Consider the following 22,161-nt stretch of genomic DNA (forward strand, 5'->3'; position numbering starts at 1 on the left):
CGGCGACGTCATGGTGAGATCACGTCAGCCCGATCCGGGCAGCCGCCGGGACGAGACGCTGGTCGTGCTGGGGCTGCTGGCCCTGGCCGCCGTCATGGCCGGTGGCGCCTGGGCCGCCCTCCACCTGGCGGCGTGGTGGAACGGCACCGCAGCACCGGTGGGCAACCCGCTCGAGCTGGTCCGCGATCTGGCTCGGGGTCGTCAGCCCTGGTCGCCGACCGCCACCACGATGGCCGCACTGATCGGGCTCGCCCTGGTGGCCGTCGTGATCGGAGTCGCCGCCCTGACCGGGCGGCGAGACAGCCGGCGGAGCCGGGCAGACCGTTCCAGCCGACATCTGGCGCGCGGCCGCGACATCGCCCCGCTGACCCGACGACAGGTCGCGGCCAAGGCGCAGCGGCTGGGCGTGACCAGTGCCTCACCGGGCATTCCGATCGGTCGGGCACTGCCCTCCAAGCAGCTGGTCTTCGCGTCCTGGGAGGACATGCAGATCGACATCTGGGGCCCGCGTACGGGCAAGACGACCAGCCGCGCCATCCCGGCCGTGCTGGAGGCGCCGGGTGCGTGCCTGGTGACGAGCAACAAGCGCGATGTGCTGGACGCCACCCGCGGTCTGCGCGCGCAGCAGGGTCGGATCTGGCCCTTCGACCCGCAGAACGTGGCCGGCGAGCAGCCCGACTGGTGGTGGAACCCGTTGAGCTATGTCACTGACGACGCCCGCGCCGAGAAGCTGGCCCGGCAGCTGGCCGCCTCGGCACGCCGTCCGGACGCCCGCACCGACGCATACTTCGACGCCGAGGCCGAGAACGTGATCGGCCTGCTTCTGTTGGCCGCGGCCGAGAGAGGCGCACCGATCACCCAGGTCTACTCCTGGCTGACGAACCCCACCGACGAGGAGCCCGTCGACCTGCTCAAGAACGCGGGTTACCAGCTGCAGGGCGAGAGCCTGCTGGCGCTGATCATGCTGCCGGACCGACAGCGGGACGGCGTCTACGGCACCGCACGGTCCCTGATGGGCTTCCTCCGCAACGCCCGGATGACCCGCTGGATCACGCCACCGGCCTTCGGTTCCGGTCGTCAGCTCGACCCTCGGGCCTTCGTCCGCTCCACCGACACGTTGTATCTGCTGTCCCGCGACGGCGAGGCGAGCGCCGGACCGCTGGTCGCGGCTCTCACCGTGGCCGTGGTGGACGCGGCCGAAGAGCTCGCCACCGCCAGTCCCGGTGGTCGGCTCGCGGTCCCCTTCGTCGGGGTGCTGGACGAGGCCGCCAACATCTGCCGCTTCGCCGACCTCGACTCGTACTACTCCCACTTCGGCTCCCGCGGGATCGTGATGCTGACCATCCTGCAGAACTGGGCCCAGGGTGAGCAGGTCTGGGGTGCGGCCGGGATGGAGAAGCTGTGGTCGTCGGCCAACATCAAGGTGTACGGCGGCGGGGTCGACGACGACAAGTTCCTGCGCCGGCTCAGTGATCTGATCGGGGCGTACGACCAGGTCGTCCGCAGCGAGACGTACGGCCGTGGGCAGCGCAACCGGACCCGGTCGGTCCAGCAGCGGACCATCCTCAGCGTCGCCGAGCTGCGCGAGCTGCCTCCCGGACGGGCGGTCCTGTTCGCCTCCGGCACACCGGCCCTGCTGATCGAGCCGCAGCCGTGGTTCTCCGGTCCGCACGCCGCCGAGATCAATCGGTCGATCGCGTCCTACCAGCCGACTGAGGACTTCTCCCAGCCGCGGCCGTACTCGCCGACCGTTCCAGGGCCGACGGACTACCGCCCGAGTGTGCCGAACACCAGTTCGGCGTGGAACGTGGGGAGGATCGATGACTGAGCTGGTCGCCGGGTACGGCGGCGAGCCGGAGCGGGACCGCCGCTGGGAGTCGGCGGAACCGGAGCCCCACTTCGCCGACGTGTACGACTTCGTGGAACAGTTCGTCGCCCCCGTCTACGGTCGCCGGGTGGACCAGCAGAAGCGCCACTTCCGCTGGTGTTCGCGCTGGTTCGAGCATCCGGAGGCCGTGGCCCGGCTGGATGCCTGCTGGAAGGCCTTCGAGGCACTGCGATCCGACCCGCTCGGCGGTTCGGTCTGGTGGCGCGACCACGCCGACCCGTGTCTGACCGCCCTCACCCATGCCGAGGGGCCGTTCAGCGACTGCAGTGCCACCCACCACCGGGTACAGCCCCCACTGCCGGTGGAGCCGGCGCCGAGCTGGCTGCGAGCTCCCCAGCACTAGCCAGTGCGATCCTGACAGCTTCCCCGGCTGCGGGCGTACGCCGATGGCCTGCAGCGAGTGGCGCGAACCTTGCTCAGCCCTGCCTGGAGCGGGCTGCGCCGGTCTCCAACAGTCGCACGGCAGCGTCCTCGAGCGCTGCGGTGAGCGGGTGGTCGACCAAGGCGTCGGCGGCCTGCTGGAACTGCGCGCCGGCCACCAACAGCTGGGTGGCGCTCAGCTCCGCGGGCTGGAACCGGGGACCCCACGGGCCGGGAAAGGGCAGCGGCCGGGGCGGGGTGCCGCAGAACTCGTCGACGAGTCGGTTCAGCCTGGCGCGGGTGACCTCGACCGCGCTCTCGCCGTTGCCACTGACGATGATGATGCCAGCCAGCTCGAACCGCTCGAGGTGGCGGCTCAGGACGTCGCGGACCGCAACCGCCCACTGCGCCGGATCGGTGTCCGGTCCCCAGCCGATCGACTTCGGCGGCAGCGGTTGCGGGTTGAGCGCCACCTCGTCGCCGCGCGCCCACACTGCGCCGGCCGAGTCGACCACAACCGGCTCTCTGGGTATCGGGCGCAGGACGGAGTCGACGAGGTCGGCGAGGGCCGAGGCTGACAGCGTGATCTGAGCGGACATCTGCTTCTCCTAAGGTCGGACCGGCGAACTACCGGTAACCGACAGGAGGGGACATCGCGGCTGGGCGATACGCGCGCCGACCTCGCGGCAGGGCGATACGGGTGCCGACCTCGCGGCAGGGCGATACGGGTGCCGACCTCGCGGCAGGGCGATACGAGTGCCGACCTCGCGGCAGGACGGTCAGCTGCCCGCGGTTCACCGACCCCGGTCGACGTCCGGACCCGACGCGCCGCCCAGCCGGGAGGACGGCCGCGTCCGGTCCGTGGGGACCGGACGCGGACCGGGGTCGCGCGTGAACGCGCGCATCGGCGCGCTCGCTCGGTGTGCTTCCAGCGCGGACTGCTCCAGCAGTGGGCCGCCGCGGACTGCGCGCTCGTGCAGACTGATCAGCTTCGGCTCGGCGCTGACGGAGGCGACATGATGGACCTCCAGTCGGTGCACCACAGGGCACTGCTCGGCCAGCTCACGAGCCGTCAGCTGTGACTTCGACGGCTGATCGGCACCGCCGGCGAACAGGTCGCGGGGCACCGCCGACGGGACCCACCGGCCGCCCAGCGCATTCGATTCCCCAGACCGGACCGCCTCTTGATAGCCCTCCCGCCAGCGGTGGGCGATCCGCTCGGTCGAGACCTGGTAGGTGGTCTCCACGTCGATCACCCGCACCCGATAGCCGGCCCTCTCCAGCTCCTGTCCGGTCTGGATGGCCGCCGGCTGCCACGACAAGACGGTGTCGACGACAAGATTGTCGCCGCGCGCGATGGCCTCACTACGAGCCCGACCGGCCAACATCGACGACTCCTGGTGAACCAGGGCCGCCATCTCGAGCGGGAAGAACCGCTCACCGTCCGCCTGTAGCCTGCTCACCTCCGGCGGGAGGAGCGAACGTTGATAGCTGCCGTCACGGACAGCCTCGCTGAGCAGCTGCTCCTTGAAATAGTCGGCGTCGAGAACCCGCCAGCGGTCGATCTCAGGCCCGAGGACCTGGCGCAGGACCGTCGACTTGCCGGCCCCGGGTGGGCCGGCGAGGACGATCGCCTCGCGCTGCTGCGCGACGTCGGGCTTGGAGCGTACGTAGTCAGCGAGGATTCGGGCATGCAGCCTCTCCCGCTCGGCCGTCGGCACCTTCGAACCGACGTGGAACCAGTCGGGGTTGGCAACGCTCGCGTGCGGACCCCAGGCGTTGAGCGGACCGTCGTCGCGGGAGAGCTCCTCCAGCCGTTGCCGGTGGCGGGTGACCGCCGCGTCGTCCGGGCCGACCTCCGGGCTCATCGCTGCGCCTCGATGGCCGTCAGGATCTTGTCGTAGGTGACGTCGTCGATGAGGCCGTGGCTCAGCGCGGCGCGGACCTCGTCCACCGTCCCGGGCGGGTCGGCCCACAGGTCATCGGAGGGACTCGCTAGACCTGGCCGGGGCGCGTACGCCCAGTGGCTCAGCTCGTCGACGACCTGGTCGGCCGTCAGCTGTCCCGCGGCGTAGCGCTGCGCGATCTCGTACGGCCGGGCACCATGGAACCCCGGGCGGGCATCCGGCTCCTGGATGGCGCGGCGCAGGAGGTCGTTGATGGCCTCGCGGGAGAGCCGCAGCTCGGCGGCGAGATCCTCAGGCCCAAGCTGGGTGGCCGCGGCTGCCACCGCGCGGAGATAGTCCAGCCGGGATACCTCCGCACTGGCGCGCGCGCGGCGCAGTCGGATGATCGCGGCCAAGTCGTGTTCAGGCAACGGTGCTCCTCTCCGGGATTCACATCCTAGGAGGGCGAGGGCTCACACCGGCCGCCGTCAGCCGTCCATCGTCAGCGTGATGGGCGTGCCGACAGGGATCTGGGCCAACGCACCAGCGGGCACCTCCAGCAGCGCGTCGGCTGCAACGCCAGAAGAATAACGGGGGCACCGTGCCATCTCTGCCAGCTGGCAGGGCGGCACTGTGCGGACGCCGACGATGCGCCCATCGCGGACCCAGGCCACATCCAGTGGGAGGTGCATGTCGGCCATCCATACTTCCCGCACGGCGGCGCCATCGAACGGGAACCACATCCCAGTCCCGGCGGGCATCGATGACCGTCCGGACAGCCCGGTCCGCTGCTCTTCGGGGGTGGCGGCCACGTCGACGGTGAACGACGGCCCATCGGTGATCGACACCCGCGCCGTCTTCATCGGTCCGCTCAGCCAGCCGTACTGCACCAGGGCGTACGCCCCCGCGGCGAGCACCGAAACGACGCTGAGCACGAGCAGGGCACGGAGCACCCAGCCGAAGGCGGCGTGGGTTCTCAAGGGCGACATCGTGACCACGCTACGCCCGCACCGGACCGCTCGGGCCAGAACCCACGCGGGCCTGAACCCAAAGCTTCGCCAACGACAAAAAGCCGCCGCTCCTCATCATCCATTGATGAGGAAAGGCGACATCGAAATCATCACGCACAGTGGCTGCGGCTATTGGCGCTGAAAACACTTCAAGGCCGGCCACGTGAAGTGGTCGGCCTTGAAGTGTGTATGTCCGGCGACGTCCTAGTCTCCCACACGGTCCCCCGTGCAGTACCATCGGCGCTGAAAGGCTTAACTTCCGGGTTCGGAATGGAGCCGGGTGTTTCCCTTTCGCCATGATCACCGTAACTCTATGGAGATGTAGCGGTTAAAACTTGTCATATGTTCACCACCAACCACACCCCGACAAAGGGGTGGGTGGGGTGATGATGACAGTTCCCGACCGTATCTCGGGAACTGCACAGTGGACGCGTAGCATCTTTGTAGGAACAAGCCCTCGGCCTATTAGTATCGGTCAGCTCCGTACATTGCTGTACTTCCACATCCGACCTATCACCCAGTGATCTGCTGGGGGCCTTACCAGGTTATCCTGTGGGAGCCCTCATCTTGAAGTGTGCTTCCCGCTTAGATGCTTTCAGCGGTTATCACGTCCCAACGTAGCCAACCAGCCGTGCCCTTGGCAGGACAACTGGCACACCAGAGGTTAGTCCGTCCCGGTCCTCTCGTACTAAGGACAGCTCTTCTCAAGACTCCTACGCGCGCAGCGGATAGGGACCGAACTGTCTCACGACGTTCTAAACCCAGCTCGCGTGCCGCTTTAATGGGCGAACAGCCCAACCCTTGGGACCGACTCCAGCCCCAGGATGCGACGAGCCGACATCGAGGTGCCAAACCATGCCGTCGCTATGGACGCTCGGGCAAGATCAGCCTGTTATCCCCGGGGTACCTTTTATCCGTTGAGTGACGGCGCTTCCACATGCCACCGTCAGATCACTAGTCCCGACTTTCGTCCCTGCTTGAGGTGTCCCTCTCACAGTCAAGCTCCCTTGTGCACTTACACTCGAAACCTGATTGCCAACCAGGCTGAGGGAACCTTTGGGCGCCTCCGTTACCTTTTAGGAGGCGACCGCCCCAGTCAAACTACCCATCAGGCACTGTCCCTGATCCAGATAATGGACCTAGGTTAGATATCCAGAACAGCCAGAGTGGTATTTCAACGTTGACTCCACAACCACTGGCGTGGCTGCTTCAAAGTCTCCCACCTATCCTACACAAGCTGTACCGAACACCAATACCAAACTATAGTAAAGGTCCCGGGGTCTTTCCGTCCTGCTGCGCGTAACGAGCATCTTTACTCGTAGTGCAATTTCGCCGAGTCCGTGGTCGAGACAGCGCCCAAGTCGTTACGCCATTCGTGCAGGTCGGAACTTACCCGACAAGGAATTTCGCTACCTTAGGATGGTTATAGTTACCACCGCCGTTTACTGGCGCTTAAGTTCAGAGCTTCGCACTTGCGTGCTAACCCTTCCCCTTAACGTTCCAGCACCGGGCAGGCGTCAGTCCGTATACATCGTCTTGCGACTTAGCACGGACCTGTGTTTTTAGTAAACAGTCGCTTGGGCCTGGTCTCTGCGGCCTTCAACGCCTTCCGGAGTAAATCCGTTGACGTGTCCGGCCCCCCTTCTCCCGAAGTTACGGGGGCATTTTGCCGAGTTCCTTAACCACGGTTATCTCGATCACCTTGGTATTCTCTACCTGACCACCTGAGTCGGTTTAGGGTACGGGCGGCTCTACAACTCGCTCACGAAGGTTTTCTAGGCAGCATAGGATCACCCACTCCGATGCACGAATGCACAAGAGCCATCATGTCTCAGGCACGTGAGGTACGGATTTGCCTATACCTCGCCCTACGCACTTAGCCCGGGACTACCATCGCCCGGGATGGGCTACCTTCCTGCGTCACTCCGCAGCTTGCCTACTACAAGATCGGGTCGCAGACTCAACCTCTATTGACCCGAAGGTCGCCAGAAGTCTTGCGTGCTTAGCATCACTCGCCTCGGCAGGATCGTTCTAGCGCCGGTACGGGAATATCAACCCGTTGTCCATCGACTACGCCTGTCGGCCTCGCCTTAGGTCCCGACTTACCCAGGGCAGATTAGCTTGACCCTGGAACCCTTGGTCTTTCGGTGGAGGAGTTTCTCACTCCTCATTCGCTACTCATGCCTGCATTCTCACTCGTGTGCTCTCCACGGCTGGATCACTCCGCCGCTTCATCGCGCACACGACGCTCCCCTACCCATCCACGCGCTTGGACCGACAAAAGCCGGCCGGGCTAATACGTGAATGACACAGCTTCGGCGGATTGCTTGAGCCCCGCTAAATTGTCGGCGCGGAATCACTTGACCAGTGAGCTATTACGCACTCTTTCAAGGGTGGCTGCTTCCAAGCCAACCTCCTGGTTGTCTGCGCAACTCCACATCCTTTTCCACTTAGCAATCGCTTAGGGGCCTTAGCTGGTGTTCTGGGCTGTTTCCCTCTCGACTACGAACCTTATCGCCCGCAGTCTCACTGCCGCGCTCTCACTTACTGGCATTCGGAGTTTGGTTAATTTCGGTAAGCTTGTGGGCCCCCTAGACTATCCAGTGCTCTACCTCCAGCAAGAAACGCGCGACGCTGCACCTATATGCATTTCGGGGAGAACCAGCTATCACGGAGTTTGATTGGCCTTTCACCCCTATCCACAGCTCATCCCCCAGGTTTTCAACCCTGGTGGGTTCGGTCCTCCACGACGTCTTACCGTCGCTTCAACCTGGCCATGGATAGATCACTCCGCTTCGGGTCTAGAGCACGCGACTAAATCGCCCTATTCGGACTCGCTTTCGCTACGGCTTCCCCACACGGGTTAACCTCGCCACGTACCACTAACTCGCAGGCTCATTCTTCAAAAGGCACGCCGTCACATCCACACAAGTGTGTTTGCTCCGACGGATTGTAGGCAATCGGTTTCAGGTACTATTTCACTCCCCTCCCGGGGTACTTTTCACCTTTCCCTCACGGTACTTGTCCGCTATCGGTCACCAAGGAGTATTTAGGCTTAGCGGGTGGTCCCGCCAGATTCACACGGAATTTCAGGGGTTCCGTGTTACTTGGGGTAACGCTCAAGAGTGATCATGTTACGTCTACAGGGGTATTACCTTCTTTGCCGTACCTTCCCAGAGTACTTCGACTTCGATGATCATTTATGACTCTTTGACCAGTTGACAGCATGGTCAGAACGGCCCCACAACACCACACTTGCAACGCCTGTCAGCTATCACACAAGTGAGGTTTGGCCTCTTCCGCGTTCGCTCGCCACTACTTACGGAATCACGGTTGTTTTCTTTTCCTGTGGGTACTGAGATGTTTCACTTCCCCACGTTCCCTCCTACTGCCCTATATATTCAGGCAGAGGTCGCCGGACATTACTCCGGTTTCTTTCGAGGTTTCCCTATTCGGAGATCCCCGGATCGAAGCTCGTTTACCAGCTCCCCGGGGCTTATCGCAGGTTACAACGTCCTTCATCGGCTCTTGGTGCCTAGGCATCCACCGATTGCCCTTAGTAGCTTGTTTTTACTACAAAGATGCTCGCGTCCACTGTGAAGTTCTCAAAATACGGGCGGACACCAGAGAACCCAAACCCAAAGGCTTGAACCCACCTGGCCCGCAAGAAGACCGCCCCAGCACCCGAACCAAAGTCCAGATGAGGTGACCGAATCTTCAGGACCCAACAGCGTGCTTAGGCAACCACTCCACCACCAGAGGTTCCACTCCATCACACCCCGAAAGGCGATCCAGTTGTACTGACTGACAATCTCATAGCTGCTTAATAGTCAATGTTCCACATTCCAGAACTTGTCCAGCCGAGAACAGACGCCTCGGCACTGGACGCAATGGACGCGCAACTTCCGTCGTGCGCCAATTAGCTCCTTAGAAAGGAGGTGATCCAGCCGCACCTTCCGGTACGGCTACCTTGTTACGACTTAGTCCTAATCGCCAGTCCCACCTTCGACAGCTCCCTCCACAAGGGTTGGGCCACCGGCTTCGGGTGTTACCGACTTTCATGACTTGACGGGCGGTGTGTACAAGGCCCGGGAACGTATTCACCGCAGCGTTGCTGATCTGCGATTACTAGCGACTCCGACTTCATGGGGTCGAGTTGCAGACCCCAATCCGAACTGAGACTGGCTTTTTGGGATTCGCTAAACCTTGCGGTCTCGCAGCCCTTTGTACCAGCCATTGTAGCATGCGTGAAGCCCTGGACATAAGGGGCATGATGACTTGACGTCATCCCCACCTTCCTCCGAGTTGACCCCGGCAGTCTCCTATGAGTCCCCGGCACTATCCGCTGGCAACATAGGACGAGGGTTGCGCTCGTTGCGGGACTTAACCCAACATCTCACGACACGAGCTGACGACAGCCATGCACCACCTGTATACCGACCTTGCGGGGGCTACATCTCTGCAGCTTTCCGGTATATGTCAAACCCAGGTAAGGTTCTTCGCGTTGCATCGAATTAATCCGCATGCTCCGCCGCTTGTGCGGGCCCCCGTCAATTCCTTTGAGTTTTAGCCTTGCGGCCGTACTCCCCAGGCGGGGCACTTAATGCGTTAGCTTCGGCACGGAGAACGTGGAATGTCCCCCACACCTAGTGCCCACCGTTTACGGCGTGGACTACCAGGGTATCTAAGCCTGTTTGCTCCCCACGCTTTCGCTTCTCAGCGTCAGGTAATGCCCAGAGAACCGCCTTCGCCACCGGTGTTCCTCCTGATATCTGCGCATTCCACCGCTCCACCAGGAATTCCGTTCTCCCCTGCATCCCTCTAGTTTGCCCGTATCGGAAGCAGGCTCAGGGTTAAGCCCTGAGTTTTCACTTCCGACGCGACAAACCGCCTACAAGCCCTTTACGCCCAATAATTCCGGACAACGCTCGCACCCTACGTATCACCGCGGCTGCTGGCACGTAGTTGGCCGGTGCTTCTTCTGTAGGTACCGTCACGTTAGCTTCGTCCCTACTGAAAGCGGTTTACAACCCGAAGGCCGTCATCCCGCACGCGGCGTTGCTGCATCAGGCTTTCGCCCATTGTGCAATATTCCCCACTGCTGCCTCCCGTAGGAGTCTGGGCCGTATCTCAGTCCCAGTGTGGCCGGTCGCCCTCTCAGGCCGGCTACCCGTCGAAGCCTTGGTGAGCCATTACCTCACCAACTAGCTGATAGGCCGCGAGCCCATCCCTGACCGCCGGAGCTTTCCACCAAAGAAGATGTCTCCAAAGATGAATACCCGGTATTAGCAGCTGTTTCCAACTGTTATTCCGAAGTCAAGGGCAGGTTGCTCACGTGTTACTCACCCGTTCGCCACTCGTGTACCCCCGAAGGGGCCTTACCGTTCGACTTGCATGTGTTAGGCACGCCGCCAGCGTTCGTCCTGAGCCAGGATCAAACTCTCCGTTGAAAAATATCGACAACCGGCAAAGCCGGATAATCGTCAAAAACAACGAGCTTGACGCTGACAGAACCCAATAGCTGGGTCAATCAATTTCAATCTCAAAGGAATCCGACTCGACCAACCAACCACCCCAAAAGAGGAGGCCAGCCAACCAAGCACGGGTTCAATAGTGCATATTTGGCATTGACTTTTAGCACGCTGTTGAGTTCTCAAAATTCGGGCACACACCGCACATCCGCCATCACTGACATCCGCTTGGGGCAACTCGACCAACCTTACGCAACCAAACCCACCAAGTCAAACCCAGCGAATCCGATCCCGCCCCCGCACAAACTCACCGATTAATTGATGGGTTCTGGCAAGAACGCGCACCGAATCACGTGGATCGTTTGATTTGGGTTTTCCGTCGGGCCTTGGCTGGTGGATTCCCACCTCGCACTTGCGTCCCTTCGGGTGTTCTACTCTACACCATCTGGCTGCGACTTTCCAGTGCCGCCATCCGGTTCGGTTCTCCGTAGTGGAGCCCCGCAGTAGGACGTCGTCTACCTTAGCCAGCCCGACCCTCACGCGCAAATTCGGCTCCAGCTGGGTCGGTCGCGCCCCGGGGCGGCGCGACTTCGTGGTCTGGGTCGACCGTCGCCGGTGCATTGAGCAGGCGCAGTGAGCGCAGGTAGGCGCCGGGTGTCATCCCCACCGCGGCACGGAAGTCGTTGACCAGATGAGCCTGGTCTGCATAGTGCAGCCGGGCTGCCACCTCGCTGGTCGTGAGGGCGTCCGGCATGGAGAGCAGCTGCACCACCTCCTGCAACCGGATCCACCGGCCTACCCGGTTGGGTCCTTGGCCGAGCGTCGCCCGTAGCGCGCGCTGGATCGTCCGTTCGCTGACCCCGTGCCGGCGGCCGAGCTCAGCGACCGGGGTGGGCCCGGACCGTGTGAGTCCGGCAACGACGTCATTGGCGAGGGACTGCAGCGCGGAGATGCCCCGCTCGGCCAGTGCCTGGCCAAGAAGCCGGTCGGCCGCAGCCGCCTGGTCCTGCGGGTCACGGTCCGCGGGGAGCTGTCGCAGCAAGGCGAACAGCCGGGCGTCCAGCGCGGAGGTCACCTCGATCGTCGCGCCGGCGATCGTGGCCGGGGCCAGATCACTCACTACGGCGAGTCCCGCTGGTCGCAGCCGGATCCCGAACGCGCGACCCGACCCGTGGATCTCTCGGACCCAGGCCCGCCGCTGGACGCCCGTGATGACCAGCGGCGCAGGCACCTCCCCCTGCTCCACCGTCAGGGTCACCGCCGGTGCGGACACGATGTGCTGGGCGATCCGCTCCGGGCCGAGGTGCCACTCGACCGACCAGTACCTCTCCACGACGTCGGCCACGCGAGGGTCAGGGGCGAACCACCGCGCCCGGTAGCGGGTGAGGTTGTCCGGGTGTAACACCCCAGAGCGCTCCGTAGGGTCGATCAGCCGGTCCGCCATGTCGACATGGTCGCATTTCTCCAAGACTGCGGCCGCGGTTGGCGTGAACATGAGCAGCATGCACAGTACGAACTACGTCAACACCTTCATTCCCGTCGCCGACGACACCACCGCGGTGGAGGGCACGCCGCCGCCGGCGCGGACGACCCCCAGCGTGGCCGCATTGACCTATCGCCTGATCGCAGACCACCCGTACCGGTTCACCTCCGACGACGTTCTCTTCACGGTGTGGGCCGACCGCAACGGTGTCGCCGAAGAGGACCGCGCCTCGGCCCGGACCGCCTTCTTCGCCAAGGGGCAGCCCTGCCTACGGTCCAGCGACCTGGCCAAGCGCTATGGCTGGGGCGTGCACGCAGACGGCGCGGGGCGCGTCGCCCTGTTCTCGATGAGCTCGGCGGAGTATGCGACGTTCGAAGCGGGCCGGGCTCTCGACGGCACCGCCGTGTTGGTGAAGCGGGCCATGCGTTCCCGGCGCTGAGCCACGGCTTCGCGCTACCCGTTCGGAGTGCTCGCAGCTTCGACGATCAGCGGCGTCACGTGCTCGACGAAGTCCCAGGTGAGCGCGGCGAACGCGGGATCGGCGGCCCGATGGGCACGCTCCCACGGATCGGCTCGTGCAGCGATCGCTTGCTCGATCAGGTCATGCCACCGCGGGGACAGCAGGTTCTGACACCACCGCCCCGCGCCGACCTTGCCCGCCACCGTGCCGCGCGTGGCGGTGTACAGCATCCGGCAGCGGGTCAGCACCTCGTGCGGCTGGCCCTAGGCGTTGTGCAGATAGTCGGGATCGGCGAGCATATCTCGGTGGCGTGACACCGCGAGGCGGGCCGCCTCCTGTCGCAGACTTGCCGCCGGGACGTCGTCGAGCAGGCTCCACCCGGCCGGACCGTGGACCGCCAACCCCTCGTGGTGAAGCACCCACCGGCAGACTTCGCTGTTGTCGTGACTGGACCACTCCATCACTGTGTGGCCGTTGTCGACGTACAGCCACGGCGTCGCGTCGGCCCGGCGACGAAGCTCGGCGGCTGACACGTACGACCCCTCGAGGTGGCGCGCCCAAGGCTCAGGGCGAGACGGCATCGCCGCGTGCAACTCGCGGACCGCTCGCTGGGCGCCGGCCGACAAGGCCCGGCGGGTGACGGCCAGGAAGTCGACATCTGCATGCGAGTCACCACACCCGAGGGCGAACGACCCGGTCAGGTACAGCCCGACCAGGTCAGCGCCGAGAGCGTCGGCGAGCCTGTCGGCCAGCTCGGCCAGCACCGTCCGCAGTGACGTGGCCCCGTCCGCGCCGAGCTGGTGGTCCAGCTCGGGGAGGAAGGATGGTGGCCCGGCGCGGCTGTCGCCGTGGCTACACATCGTCCGGCGTGGCTTCGTGTCCGGCCCGCCCGTCGCTGCGCTCGTTCTCCTTCATCTGGGCCTCGTACAGATGGCGTCGTCCGCCGGCGTGCTGCTGCCGCGCCGCCTCCTCGAGCCGACGGAACAGCGACCAGTAGTTGTCGTCGTAGTCCTCGACGATCTGGAAGGTCCACCGTCCGGCAATCACGTTTCGCCCCACGAGCTCGGACTCAATCCGTGCCGCCGTTTCCTCGTGACCTGCCTTGCGCAGACTCTCCACCGCACCCTGCAGTGCGATGTCAGCGGAACCGGTGAGCTGATGGAAGGTGTAAAGGTGGCCTCGGGCACGTTCGACGGTCTCGAGCGCTTCGGACAGCTCGCCCAGGGCCTCGACCGTGGCCTGAGAGACGTCAGCCGGGATGCGGTGGGCCGAGTCGGGGCCCTGCTGGTCAGTACTCATGCCGGATCGTAACCCTGGACCGCGCCCTTGTCCCCCGTCACGCGGGGGACTCCCCCCACCCCTCGCGTCACCCTACTATTGTGCGGGAGGTCCTACTTTAGTAGGTTATGTGAATGGACTTCAGCCAGCCGTTTCGCGCCGTCACCCCGACGCTCGACGGTCCGGTGCTGCGGGTGCTGGCCCGGTCCAGCGAGCCGATGACGCGGCAGCAGGTGACGGCTGTCGTCGGCGACGCCAGTGAGGCCGGCGTGACGAAGGTGCTACGTCGACTCGCCGAGCAAGGGGTGGTGATCGAGCAGCGGGTCGCGTCGCTGTACACCTACCGAGGCAACCGGGACCACCTGGCGTGGCCGGCGATCGAGCTCCTCCACTCCGCCGCCGCCCGGCTCGAGAGTCGCCTCCGAGAGGCAGTCGAGGGGTGGAGGCTGCAGCCGCTGTCGGTGGAGCTGTTCGGCTCCCTGGCAACGGGTACGGCCGACCTCGAGTCGGACGTGGACCTGATGATCTATCGACCGCTGCTCGCGGACGAGGAGGCACCGGCATGGGACGCCCAGGTTGTCCAGCTGCAGGCAGCCGTCACCCGCTGGACCGGCAACCAATGCGAAGTGTTGGAGTTCGACGCCCCGACCCTGGTATCCATGGCCGCAGCAGCCGAGCCGGTGCTGAGATCGCCTCGGGTGCCCCTCGCCGGTTCCCCGCTCGCAGATCTCATCCCGGACCCCCAGTTGGCGCGCGCCGTCGAAGAGGCGCTCGGCTCGCCAGATCCCGCGACGGCAATGGCGCAGATCGTCGGACCGTCCCGCAACCGACCCGGCGCAGGGACGTACCGCACCATCAATGCGGCAGCTCTGGCTGCCGGAGTGGAGCTGGCGGCGTCGGTCGACCAGCGTCCGAGCCCACCGGAGTTGTCAGCGCCGCCCATCGAGCAGGTCGATCGCCGACTGGGTGGTCAGTGATGGCACGCGAAGACAAGATCCGCGCCGTTGACCGCTCGTTCGGCCAGACCCGGTTGGGCGATGCCCGGGCCTATCTCCAACAGGCCGAGGTGAGCCGCGACCTGGTGGACGGCTCCCGCCGAGCCGCGACAGTGGTGTCGTCTGCCGTGCTGGCGGGCATTGCCGCCGGCGACGCGGCCTGTGTGGTCACCCTGGGTCGCTACTCCGTTGGGGCGCATGACCAGTCGGTACGGCTGCTGCGCAGTGTCACCGGTGCCGCACGGGCCGCGAACGACCTCGCCCGCCTGATCTCGCTCAAGACTGCGGCACAGTACGCCGGCGGCAGCCTCAGCGACCGGGACGCCGACGATGCGATCGCCCGCGCCCGTCGGGTGCTGGACTTCGCCGAGCTCCAGTTCCGCTGACGACCGATCCGACCGCACCACCGTCCGAGGTCCGCGGGGGGAGATCGCCGGGGGATCCGAGCCGTCCCCGCGCCACGTGTCAGCTGCGCTGGTTCAGGAACCAGCGGTGACCGTACGGGTCGGTGAAGACGGCCACCCGGCCGGCCGGCGGGCTGTCCTCGGGGCCTCGCGTCATCGGCGTGCCGGTCGCCGCCACCCGTGCGGCCAGCCGGTCGACGTCGAGGATCTCGAGATGCAACGAGACTGCGGCTCCTCGAGTCGGGTCAGGCGGAGCCACCCCGGCCGAGGCAAAGGCGTCCGACATCATCCACCGGGCTCCGCCGACGGTCAGCTCACAGTGACCGATCAAACCGTCGTCCATCACGATGGGCTCATAGCTGACCACAGCGCCCAACGCGGCGACGTACCAGTCAATCGCGGCGCGCGCATCGGAGACACAGATGTAGGGGGTGAGCTCAGCCATGGTCGGTCTCCAGGTCGCGGTCGTCGCGTAGCGGGGTCTGGAAGGACCAGAGATGGCCTTCCGGGTCGCGCACGCCATACTCACGTACGCCGTACGTCATGTCGGTCGGTGCATAGTCGATCTCGGCGCCGGCGGCGACGACTCGAGCGTGGTGGGCGTCCACGTCATCGACAGTGACCGCCACGGCCGCCGTGCACGTCCCTGCGGTGATCGGGGACGACAGCCGGTGCACAGCGGACTCCTGGTGCAACCAGACAGCACCATCACCGACGTAGACCTCGCCGTGGACCGCCCGACTGTTCTCATACGCGATCGGGCCCCGACCGAGACCGAACACCTGCACCAGATAAGCATGCGCCGCGGCGATATCGGCGTAGACGAGCAGCAATACCCGCCGCGTGACCACCGACTCATCGCCGCCCAGGCCCGCCAGCAGGTCCAACAGCGCCTCGTCACTGGCTCCCTGGTCGCCCATCAAGCGATCCTCGACCGCGCGCACCCGTTCGCGAGCCCTAACCAGCGCGGCAAGCTCGGAGTCCAACTCGGTGAGGTAGGCCCGGGTGAGCGCTCGCAGGTCTTCCACGTCGGGATCGACCTCCGCCACCGGGGTGCCCAACTGCCGAAGAAGACGAATCCGATAGAGCCGGTCGACGCTGTTCCGGTCGTAACGTCGACGTCCACCACTGTCCCGCGTGGGCGACAGCAGCCCGACATCTTCGTAGTAGCGCAGGGTGCGCTGCGACACACCGGTTCGGGCAGCCACCGCCCCAATGCTGAGCTCCATGACCGCCACGATAGGTCCTCACGTTGCGTCAGGGTCAAGGCCGGGCGCTGAAATACCTGCGGGCATGCCAAAACACTTCAAGGCCGGCCACGTGAAGTGGTCGGCCTTGAAGTGTGTATGTCCGGCGACGTCCTAGTCTCCCACACGGTCCCCCGTGCAGTACCATCGGCGCTGAAAGGCTTAACTTCCGGGTTCGGAATGGAGCCGGGTGTTTCCCTTTCGCCATGATCACCGTAACTCTATGGAGATGTAGCGGTTAAAACTTGTCATATGTTCACCACCAACCACACCCCGACAAAGGGGTGGGTGGGGTGATGATGACAGTTCCCGACCGTATCTCGGGAACTGCACAGTGGACGCGTAGCATCTTTGTAGGAACAAGCCCTCGGCCTATTAGTATCGGTCAGCTCCGTACATTGCTGTACTTCCACATCCGACCTATCACCCAGTGATCTGCTGGGGGCCTTACCAGGTTATCCTGTGGGAGCCCTCATCTTGAAGTGTGCTTCCCGCTTAGATGCTTTCAGCGGTTATCACGTCCCAACGTAGCCAACCAGCCGTGCCCTTGGCAGGACAACTGGCACACCAGAGGTTAGTCCGTCCCGGTCCTCTCGTACTAAGGACAGCTCTTCTCAAGACTCCTACGCGCGCAGCGGATAGGGACCGAACTGTCTCACGACGTTCTAAACCCAGCTCGCGTGCCGCTTTAATGGGCGAACAGCCCAACCCTTGGGACCGACTCCAGCCCCAGGATGCGACGAGCCGACATCGAGGTGCCAAACCATGCCGTCGCTATGGACGCTCGGGCAAGATCAGCCTGTTATCCCCGGGGTACCTTTTATCCGTTGAGTGACGGCGCTTCCACATGCCACCGTCAGATCACTAGTCCCGACTTTCGTCCCTGCTTGAGGTGTCCCTCTCACAGTCAAGCTCCCTTGTGCACTTACACTCGAAACCTGATTGCCAACCAGGCTGAGGGAACCTTTGGGCGCCTCCGTTACCTTTTAGGAGGCGACCGCCCCAGTCAAACTACCCATCAGGCACTGTCCCTGATCCAGATAATGGACCTAGGTTAGATATCCAGAACAGCCAGAGTGGTATTTCAACGTTGACTCCACAACCACTGGCGTGGCTGCTTCAAAGTCTCCCACCTATCCTACACAAGCTGTACCGAACACCAATACCAAACTATAGTAAAGGTCCCGGGGTCTTTCCGTCCTGCTGCGCGTAACGAGCATCTTTACTCGTAGTGCAATTTCGCCGAGTCCGTGGTCGAGACAGCGCCCAAGTCGTTACGCCATTCGTGCAGGTCGGAACTTACCCGACAAGGAATTTCGCTACCTTAGGATGGTTATAGTTACCACCGCCGTTTACTGGCGCTTAAGTTCAGAGCTTCGCACTTGCGTGCTAACCCTTCCCCTTAACGTTCCAGCACCGGGCAGGCGTCAGTCCGTATACATCGTCTTGCGACTTAGCACGGACCTGTGTTTTTAGTAAACAGTCGCTTGGGCCTGGTCTCTGCGGCCTTCAACGCCTTCCGGAGTAAATCCGTTGACGTGTCCGGCCCCCCTTCTCCCGAAGTTACGGGGGCATTTTGCCGAGTTCCTTAACCACGGTTATCTCGATCACCTTGGTATTCTCTACCTGACCACCTGAGTCGGTTTAGGGTACGGGCGGCTCTACAACTCGCTCACGAAGGTTTTCTAGGCAGCATAGGATCACCCACTCCGATGCACGAATGCACAAGAGCCATCATGTCTCAGGCACGTGAGGTACGGATTTGCCTATACCTCGCCCTACGCACTTAGCCCGGGACTACCATCGCCCGGGATGGGCTACCTTCCTGCGTCACTCCGCAGCTTGCCTACTACAAGATCGGGTCGCAGACTCAACCTCTATTGACCCGAAGGTCGCCAGAAGTCTTGCGTGCTTAGCATCACTCGCCTCGGCAGGATCGTTCTAGCGCCGGTACGGGAATATCAACCCGTTGTCCATCGACTACGCCTGTCGGCCTCGCCTTAGGTCCCGACTTACCCAGGGCAGATTAGCTTGACCCTGGAACCCTTGGTCTTTCGGTGGAGGAGTTTCTCACTCCTCATTCGCTACTCATGCCTGCATTCTCACTCGTGTGCTCTCCACGGCTGGATCACTCCGCCGCTTCATCGCGCACACGACGCTCCCCTACCCATCCACGCGCTTGGACCGACAAAAGCCGGCCGGGCTAATACGTGAATGACACAGCTTCGGCGGATTGCTTGAGCCCCGCTAAATTGTCGGCGCGGAATCACTTGACCAGTGAGCTATTACGCACTCTTTCAAGGGTGGCTGCTTCCAAGCCAACCTCCTGGTTGTCTGCGCAACTCCACATCCTTTTCCACTTAGCAATCGCTTAGGGGCCTTAGCTGGTGTTCTGGGCTGTTTCCCTCTCGACTACGAACCTTATCGCCCGCAGTCTCACTGCCGCGCTCTCACTTACTGGCATTCGGAGTTTGGTTAATTTCGGTAAGCTTGTGGGCCCCCTAGACTATCCAGTGCTCTACCTCCAGCAAGAAACGCGCGACGCTGCACCTATATGCATTTCGGGGAGAACCAGCTATCACGGAGTTTGATTGGCCTTTCACCCCTATCCACAGCTCATCCCCCAGGTTTTCAACCCTGGTGGGTTCGGTCCTCCACGACGTCTTACCGTCGCTTCAACCTGGCCATGGATAGATCACTCCGCTTCGGGTCTAGAGCACGCGACTAAATCGCCCTATTCGGACTCGCTTTCGCTACGGCTTCCCCACACGGGTTAACCTCGCCACGTACCACTAACTCGCAGGCTCATTCTTCAAAAGGCACGCCGTCACATCCACACAAGTGTGTTTGCTCCGACGGATTGTAGGCAATCGGTTTCAGGTACTATTTCACTCCCCTCCCGGGGTACTTTTCACCTTTCCCTCACGGTACTTGTCCGCTATCGGTCACCAAGGAGTATTTAGGCTTAGCGGGTGGTCCCGCCAGATTCACACGGAATTTCAGGGGTTCCGTGTTACTTGGGGTAACGCTCAAGAGTGATCATGTTACGTCTACAGGGGTATTACCTTCTTTGCCGTACCTTCCCAGAGTACTTCGACTTCGATGATCATTTATGACTCTTTGACCAGTTGACAGCATGGTCAGAACGGCCCCACAACACCACACTTGCAACGCCTGTCAGCTATCACACAAGTGAGGTTTGGCCTCTTCCGCGTTCGCTCGCCACTACTTACGGAATCACGGTTGTTTTCTTTTCCTGTGGGTACTGAGATGTTTCACTTCCCCACGTTCCCTCCTACTGCCCTATATATTCAGGCAGAGGTCGCCGGACATTACTCCGGTTTCTTTCGAGGTTTCCCTATTCGGAGATCCCCGGATCGAAGCTCGTTTACCAGCTCCCCGGGGCTTATCGCAGGTTACAACGTCCTTCATCGGCTCTTGGTGCCTAGGCATCCACCGATTGCCCTTAGTAGCTTGTTTTTACTACAAAGATGCTCGCGTCCACTGTGAAGTTCTCAAAATACGGGCGGACACCAGAGAACCCAAACCCAAAGGCTTGAACCCACCTGGCCCGCAAGAAGACCGCCCCAGCACCCGAACCAAAGTCCAGATGAGGTGACCGAATCTTCAGGACCCAACAGCGTGCTTAGGCAACCACTCCACCACCAGAGGTTCCACTCCATCACACCCCGAAAGGCGATCCAGTTGTACTGACTGACAATCTCATAGCTGCTTAATAGTCAATGTTCCACATTCCAGAACTTGTCCAGCCGAGAACAGACGCCTCGGCACTGGACGCAATGGACGCGCAACTTCCGTCGTGCGCCAATTAGCTCCTTAGAAAGGAGGTGATCCAGCCGCACCTTCCGGTACGGCTACCTTGTTACGACTTAGTCCTAATCGCCAGTCCCACCTTCGACAGCTCCCTCCACAAGGGTTGGGCCACCGGCTTCGGGTGTTACCGACTTTCATGACTTGACGGGCGGTGTGTACAAGGCCCGGGAACGTATTCACCGCAGCGTTGCTGATCTGCGATTACTAGCGACTCCGACTTCATGGGGTCGAGTTGCAGACCCCAATCCGAACTGAGACTGGCTTTTTGGGATTCGCTAAACCTTGCGGTCTCGCAGCCCTTTGTACCAGCCATTGTAGCATGCGTGAAGCCCTGGACATAAGGGGCATGATGACTTGACGTCATCCCCACCTTCCTCCGAGTTGACCCCGGCAGTCTCCTATGAGTCCCCGGCACTATCCGCTGGCAACATAGGACGAGGGTTGCGCTCGTTGCGGGACTTAACCCAACATCTCACGACACGAGCTGACGACAGCCATGCACCACCTGTATACCGACCTTGCGGGGGCTACATCTCTGCAGCTTTCCGGTATATGTCAAACCCAGGTAAGGTTCTTCGCGTTGCATCGAATTAATCCGCATGCTCCGCCGCTTGTGCGGGCCCCCGTCAATTCCTTTGAGTTTTAGCCTTGCGGCCGTACTCCCCAGGCGGGGCACTTAATGCGTTAGCTTCGGCACGGAGAACGTGGAATGTCCCCCACACCTAGTGCCCACCGTTTACGGCGTGGACTACCAGGGTATCTAAGCCTGTTTGCTCCCCACGCTTTCGCTTCTCAGCGTCAGGTAATGCCCAGAGAACCGCCTTCGCCACCGGTGTTCCTCCTGATATCTGCGCATTCCACCGCTCCACCAGGAATTCCGTTCTCCCCTGCATCCCTCTAGTTTGCCCGTATCGGAAGCAGGCTCAGGGTTAAGCCCTGAGTTTTCACTTCCGACGCGACAAACCGCCTACAAGCCCTTTACGCCCAATAATTCCGGACAACGCTCGCACCCTACGTATCACCGCGGCTGCTGGCACGTAGTTGGCCGGTGCTTCTTCTGTAGGTACCGTCACGTTAGCTTCGTCCCTACTGAAAGCGGTTTACAACCCGAAGGCCGTCATCCCGCACGCGGCGTTGCTGCATCAGGCTTTCGCCCATTGTGCAATATTCCCCACTGCTGCCTCCCGTAGGAGTCTGGGCCGTATCTCAGTCCCAGTGTGGCCGGTCGCCCTCTCAGGCCGGCTACCCGTCGAAGCCTTGGTGAGCCATTACCTCACCAACTAGCTGATAGGCCGCGAGCCCATCCCTGACCGCCGGAGCTTTCCACCAAAGAAGATGTCTCCAAAGATGAATACCCGGTATTAGCAGCTGTTTCCAACTGTTATTCCGAAGTCAAGGGCAGGTTGCTCACGTGTTACTCACCCGTTCGCCACTCGTGTACCCCCGAAGGGGCCTTACCGTTCGACTTGCATGTGTTAGGCACGCCGCCAGCGTTCGTCCTGAGCCAGGATCAAACTCTCCGTTGAAAAATATCGACAACCGGCAAAGCCGGATAATCGTCAAAAACAACGAGCTTGACGCTGACAGAACCCAATAGCTGGGTCAATCAATTTCAATCTCAAAGGAATCCGACTCGACCAACCAACCACCCCAAAAGAGGAGGCCAGCCAACCAAGCACGGGTTCAATAGTGCATATTTGGCATTGACTTTTAGCACGCTGTTGAGTTCTCAAAATTCGGGCACACACCGCACATCCGCCATCACTGACATCCGCTTGGGGCAACTCGACCAACCTTACGCAACCAAACCCACCAAGTCAAACCCAGCGAATCCGATCCCGCCCC

Annotated in this window: 15 protein-coding genes and 6 rRNA genes; 5 read left to right on the top strand and 16 right to left on the bottom strand. The window is 62.4% G+C overall.

Features of this window, described 5'->3' with window-relative positions; all coding sequences use genetic code 11:
• Positions 1-10 precede the first annotated feature (10 nt).
• Both AC1XX3_RS06085 and AC1XX3_RS06090 read left to right on the top strand, forming a co-directional pair.
• Positions 11-1,828 (top strand): type IV secretory system conjugative DNA transfer family protein, encoded by a 1,818-nt coding sequence (locus AC1XX3_RS06085; protein ID WP_483320168.1) that lies wholly within the window; start codon positions 11-13, stop codon positions 1,826-1,828.
• Positions 1,821-2,231: a DUF4913 domain-containing protein gene (locus AC1XX3_RS06090; protein WP_483320169.1), complete on the top strand. Its 411-nt coding sequence runs from the start codon at positions 1,821-1,823 to the stop codon at positions 2,229-2,231. Before AC1XX3_RS06085 ends, AC1XX3_RS06090 begins: the two co-directional genes overlap by 8 nt.
• Before the next feature lie 73 nt (positions 2,232-2,304).
• On the opposite strand, the gene AC1XX3_RS06095 is transcribed toward AC1XX3_RS06090, so the two are convergent.
• The 8 genes from AC1XX3_RS06095 to AC1XX3_RS06130 all read right to left on the bottom strand — a co-directional run bounded on the left by AC1XX3_RS06095 (position 2,305) and on the right by AC1XX3_RS06130 (position 12,110).
• Positions 2,305-2,847 carry a hypothetical protein gene (locus AC1XX3_RS06095; RefSeq protein ID WP_483320170.1) on the bottom strand — a complete coding sequence of 181 codons (543 nt, stop codon included), beginning with the start codon at positions 2,845-2,847 and terminating at the stop codon, positions 2,305-2,307.
• A gap of 195 nt (positions 2,848-3,042) precedes the next feature.
• Positions 3,043-4,116 carry a zeta toxin family protein gene (locus AC1XX3_RS06100; RefSeq protein ID WP_483320171.1) on the bottom strand — a complete coding sequence of 358 codons (1,074 nt, stop codon included), beginning with the start codon at positions 4,114-4,116 and terminating at the stop codon, positions 3,043-3,045.
• On the bottom strand, positions 4,113-4,565 hold the full coding sequence (locus tag AC1XX3_RS06105) for a hypothetical protein (RefSeq protein ID WP_483320172.1): 453 nt from the start codon (positions 4,563-4,565) through the stop codon (positions 4,113-4,115). The genes AC1XX3_RS06100 and AC1XX3_RS06105 overlap by 4 nt, the downstream gene beginning before the upstream one ends.
• A 57-nt stretch (positions 4,566-4,622) precedes the next feature.
• On the bottom strand, positions 4,623-5,123 hold the full coding sequence (locus AC1XX3_RS06110; protein ID WP_483320173.1) for a DUF192 domain-containing protein: 501 nt from the start codon (positions 5,121-5,123) through the stop codon (positions 4,623-4,625).
• A 212-nt stretch (positions 5,124-5,335) separates the two neighbouring features.
• Positions 5,336-5,452: ribosomal RNA gene (gene rrf, locus AC1XX3_RS06115) — 5S ribosomal RNA — on the bottom strand.
• Positions 5,453-5,589: 137 nt separating this feature from the next.
• Positions 5,590-8,714: ribosomal RNA gene (locus tag AC1XX3_RS06120) — 23S ribosomal RNA — on the bottom strand.
• A gap of 361 nt (positions 8,715-9,075) precedes the next feature.
• A 16S ribosomal RNA gene (locus tag AC1XX3_RS06125) occupies positions 9,076-10,594 on the bottom strand.
• The 16S, 23S and 5S rRNA genes sit together here, the layout of an rRNA operon.
• 541 nt (positions 10,595-11,135) lie before the next feature.
• Complete coding sequence (locus AC1XX3_RS06130) at positions 11,136-12,110, bottom strand: helix-turn-helix domain-containing protein (protein WP_483320174.1); 975 nt, start codon at positions 12,108-12,110, stop codon at positions 11,136-11,138.
• Positions 12,111-12,117: 7 nt separating this feature from the next.
• Here AC1XX3_RS06130 and AC1XX3_RS06135 point away from each other — a divergent pair, with 7 nt between their 5' ends.
• Positions 12,118-12,537 (top strand): DUF6157 family protein, encoded by a 420-nt coding sequence (locus AC1XX3_RS06135; RefSeq protein WP_483320175.1) that lies wholly within the window; start codon positions 12,118-12,120, stop codon positions 12,535-12,537.
• 14 nt (positions 12,538-12,551) lie between these two features.
• On the opposite strand, the gene AC1XX3_RS06140 is transcribed toward AC1XX3_RS06135, so the two are convergent.
• The 3 genes from AC1XX3_RS06140 to AC1XX3_RS06150 are packed head-to-tail and all read right to left on the bottom strand — an operon-like array spanning position 12,552 to position 13,857.
• Entirely contained in the window at positions 12,552-12,806 is a 255-nt protein-coding gene (locus AC1XX3_RS06140) for an aminoglycoside adenylyltransferase domain-containing protein (RefSeq protein WP_483320176.1), read from the bottom strand.
• A 15-nt stretch (positions 12,807-12,821) separates the two neighbouring features.
• Positions 12,822-13,418, bottom strand: coding sequence for a hypothetical protein (locus AC1XX3_RS06145; protein WP_483320177.1), 597 nt, complete (start codon positions 13,416-13,418; stop codon positions 12,822-12,824).
• On the bottom strand, positions 13,411-13,857 hold the full coding sequence (locus AC1XX3_RS06150) for a hypothetical protein (protein ID WP_483320178.1): 447 nt from the start codon (positions 13,855-13,857) through the stop codon (positions 13,411-13,413). Before AC1XX3_RS06150 ends, AC1XX3_RS06145 begins: the two co-directional genes overlap by 8 nt.
• A gap of 113 nt (positions 13,858-13,970) precedes the next feature.
• On the opposite strand from AC1XX3_RS06150, the gene AC1XX3_RS06155 reads away from it, so the two are divergent.
• Positions 13,971-14,813, top strand: coding sequence for a nucleotidyltransferase domain-containing protein (locus AC1XX3_RS06155; protein WP_483320179.1), 843 nt, complete (start codon positions 13,971-13,973; stop codon positions 14,811-14,813).
• A complete protein-coding gene (locus AC1XX3_RS06160) occupies positions 14,813-15,217 on the top strand; it encodes a hypothetical protein (RefSeq protein ID WP_483320180.1) in 405 nt (134 codons plus the stop codon). Before AC1XX3_RS06155 ends, AC1XX3_RS06160 begins: the two co-directional genes overlap by 1 nt.
• Before the next feature lie 79 nt (positions 15,218-15,296).
• Here the strand turns inward: AC1XX3_RS06160 and AC1XX3_RS06165 are convergent, their stop codons facing one another.
• The 5 genes from AC1XX3_RS06165 to AC1XX3_RS06185 form a co-directional block, all read right to left on the bottom strand.
• A complete protein-coding gene (locus AC1XX3_RS06165) occupies positions 15,297-15,680 on the bottom strand; it encodes a VOC family protein (RefSeq protein ID WP_483320181.1) in 384 nt (127 codons plus the stop codon).
• On the bottom strand, positions 15,673-16,464 hold the full coding sequence (locus AC1XX3_RS06170; RefSeq protein WP_483320182.1) for a MerR family transcriptional regulator: 792 nt from the start codon (positions 16,462-16,464) through the stop codon (positions 15,673-15,675). The genes AC1XX3_RS06165 and AC1XX3_RS06170 overlap by 8 nt, the downstream gene beginning before the upstream one ends.
• A 119-nt stretch (positions 16,465-16,583) precedes the next feature.
• Positions 16,584-16,700 (bottom strand): 5S ribosomal RNA (rrf, locus tag AC1XX3_RS06175).
• A gap of 137 nt (positions 16,701-16,837) precedes the next feature.
• Positions 16,838-19,962 (bottom strand): 23S ribosomal RNA (locus AC1XX3_RS06180).
• A 361-nt stretch (positions 19,963-20,323) separates the two neighbouring features.
• A 16S ribosomal RNA gene (locus tag AC1XX3_RS06185) occupies positions 20,324-21,842 on the bottom strand.
• Positions 21,843-22,161 lie beyond the last annotated feature (319 nt).

The organism is Microlunatus sp. M237, from assembly GCF_056896895.1.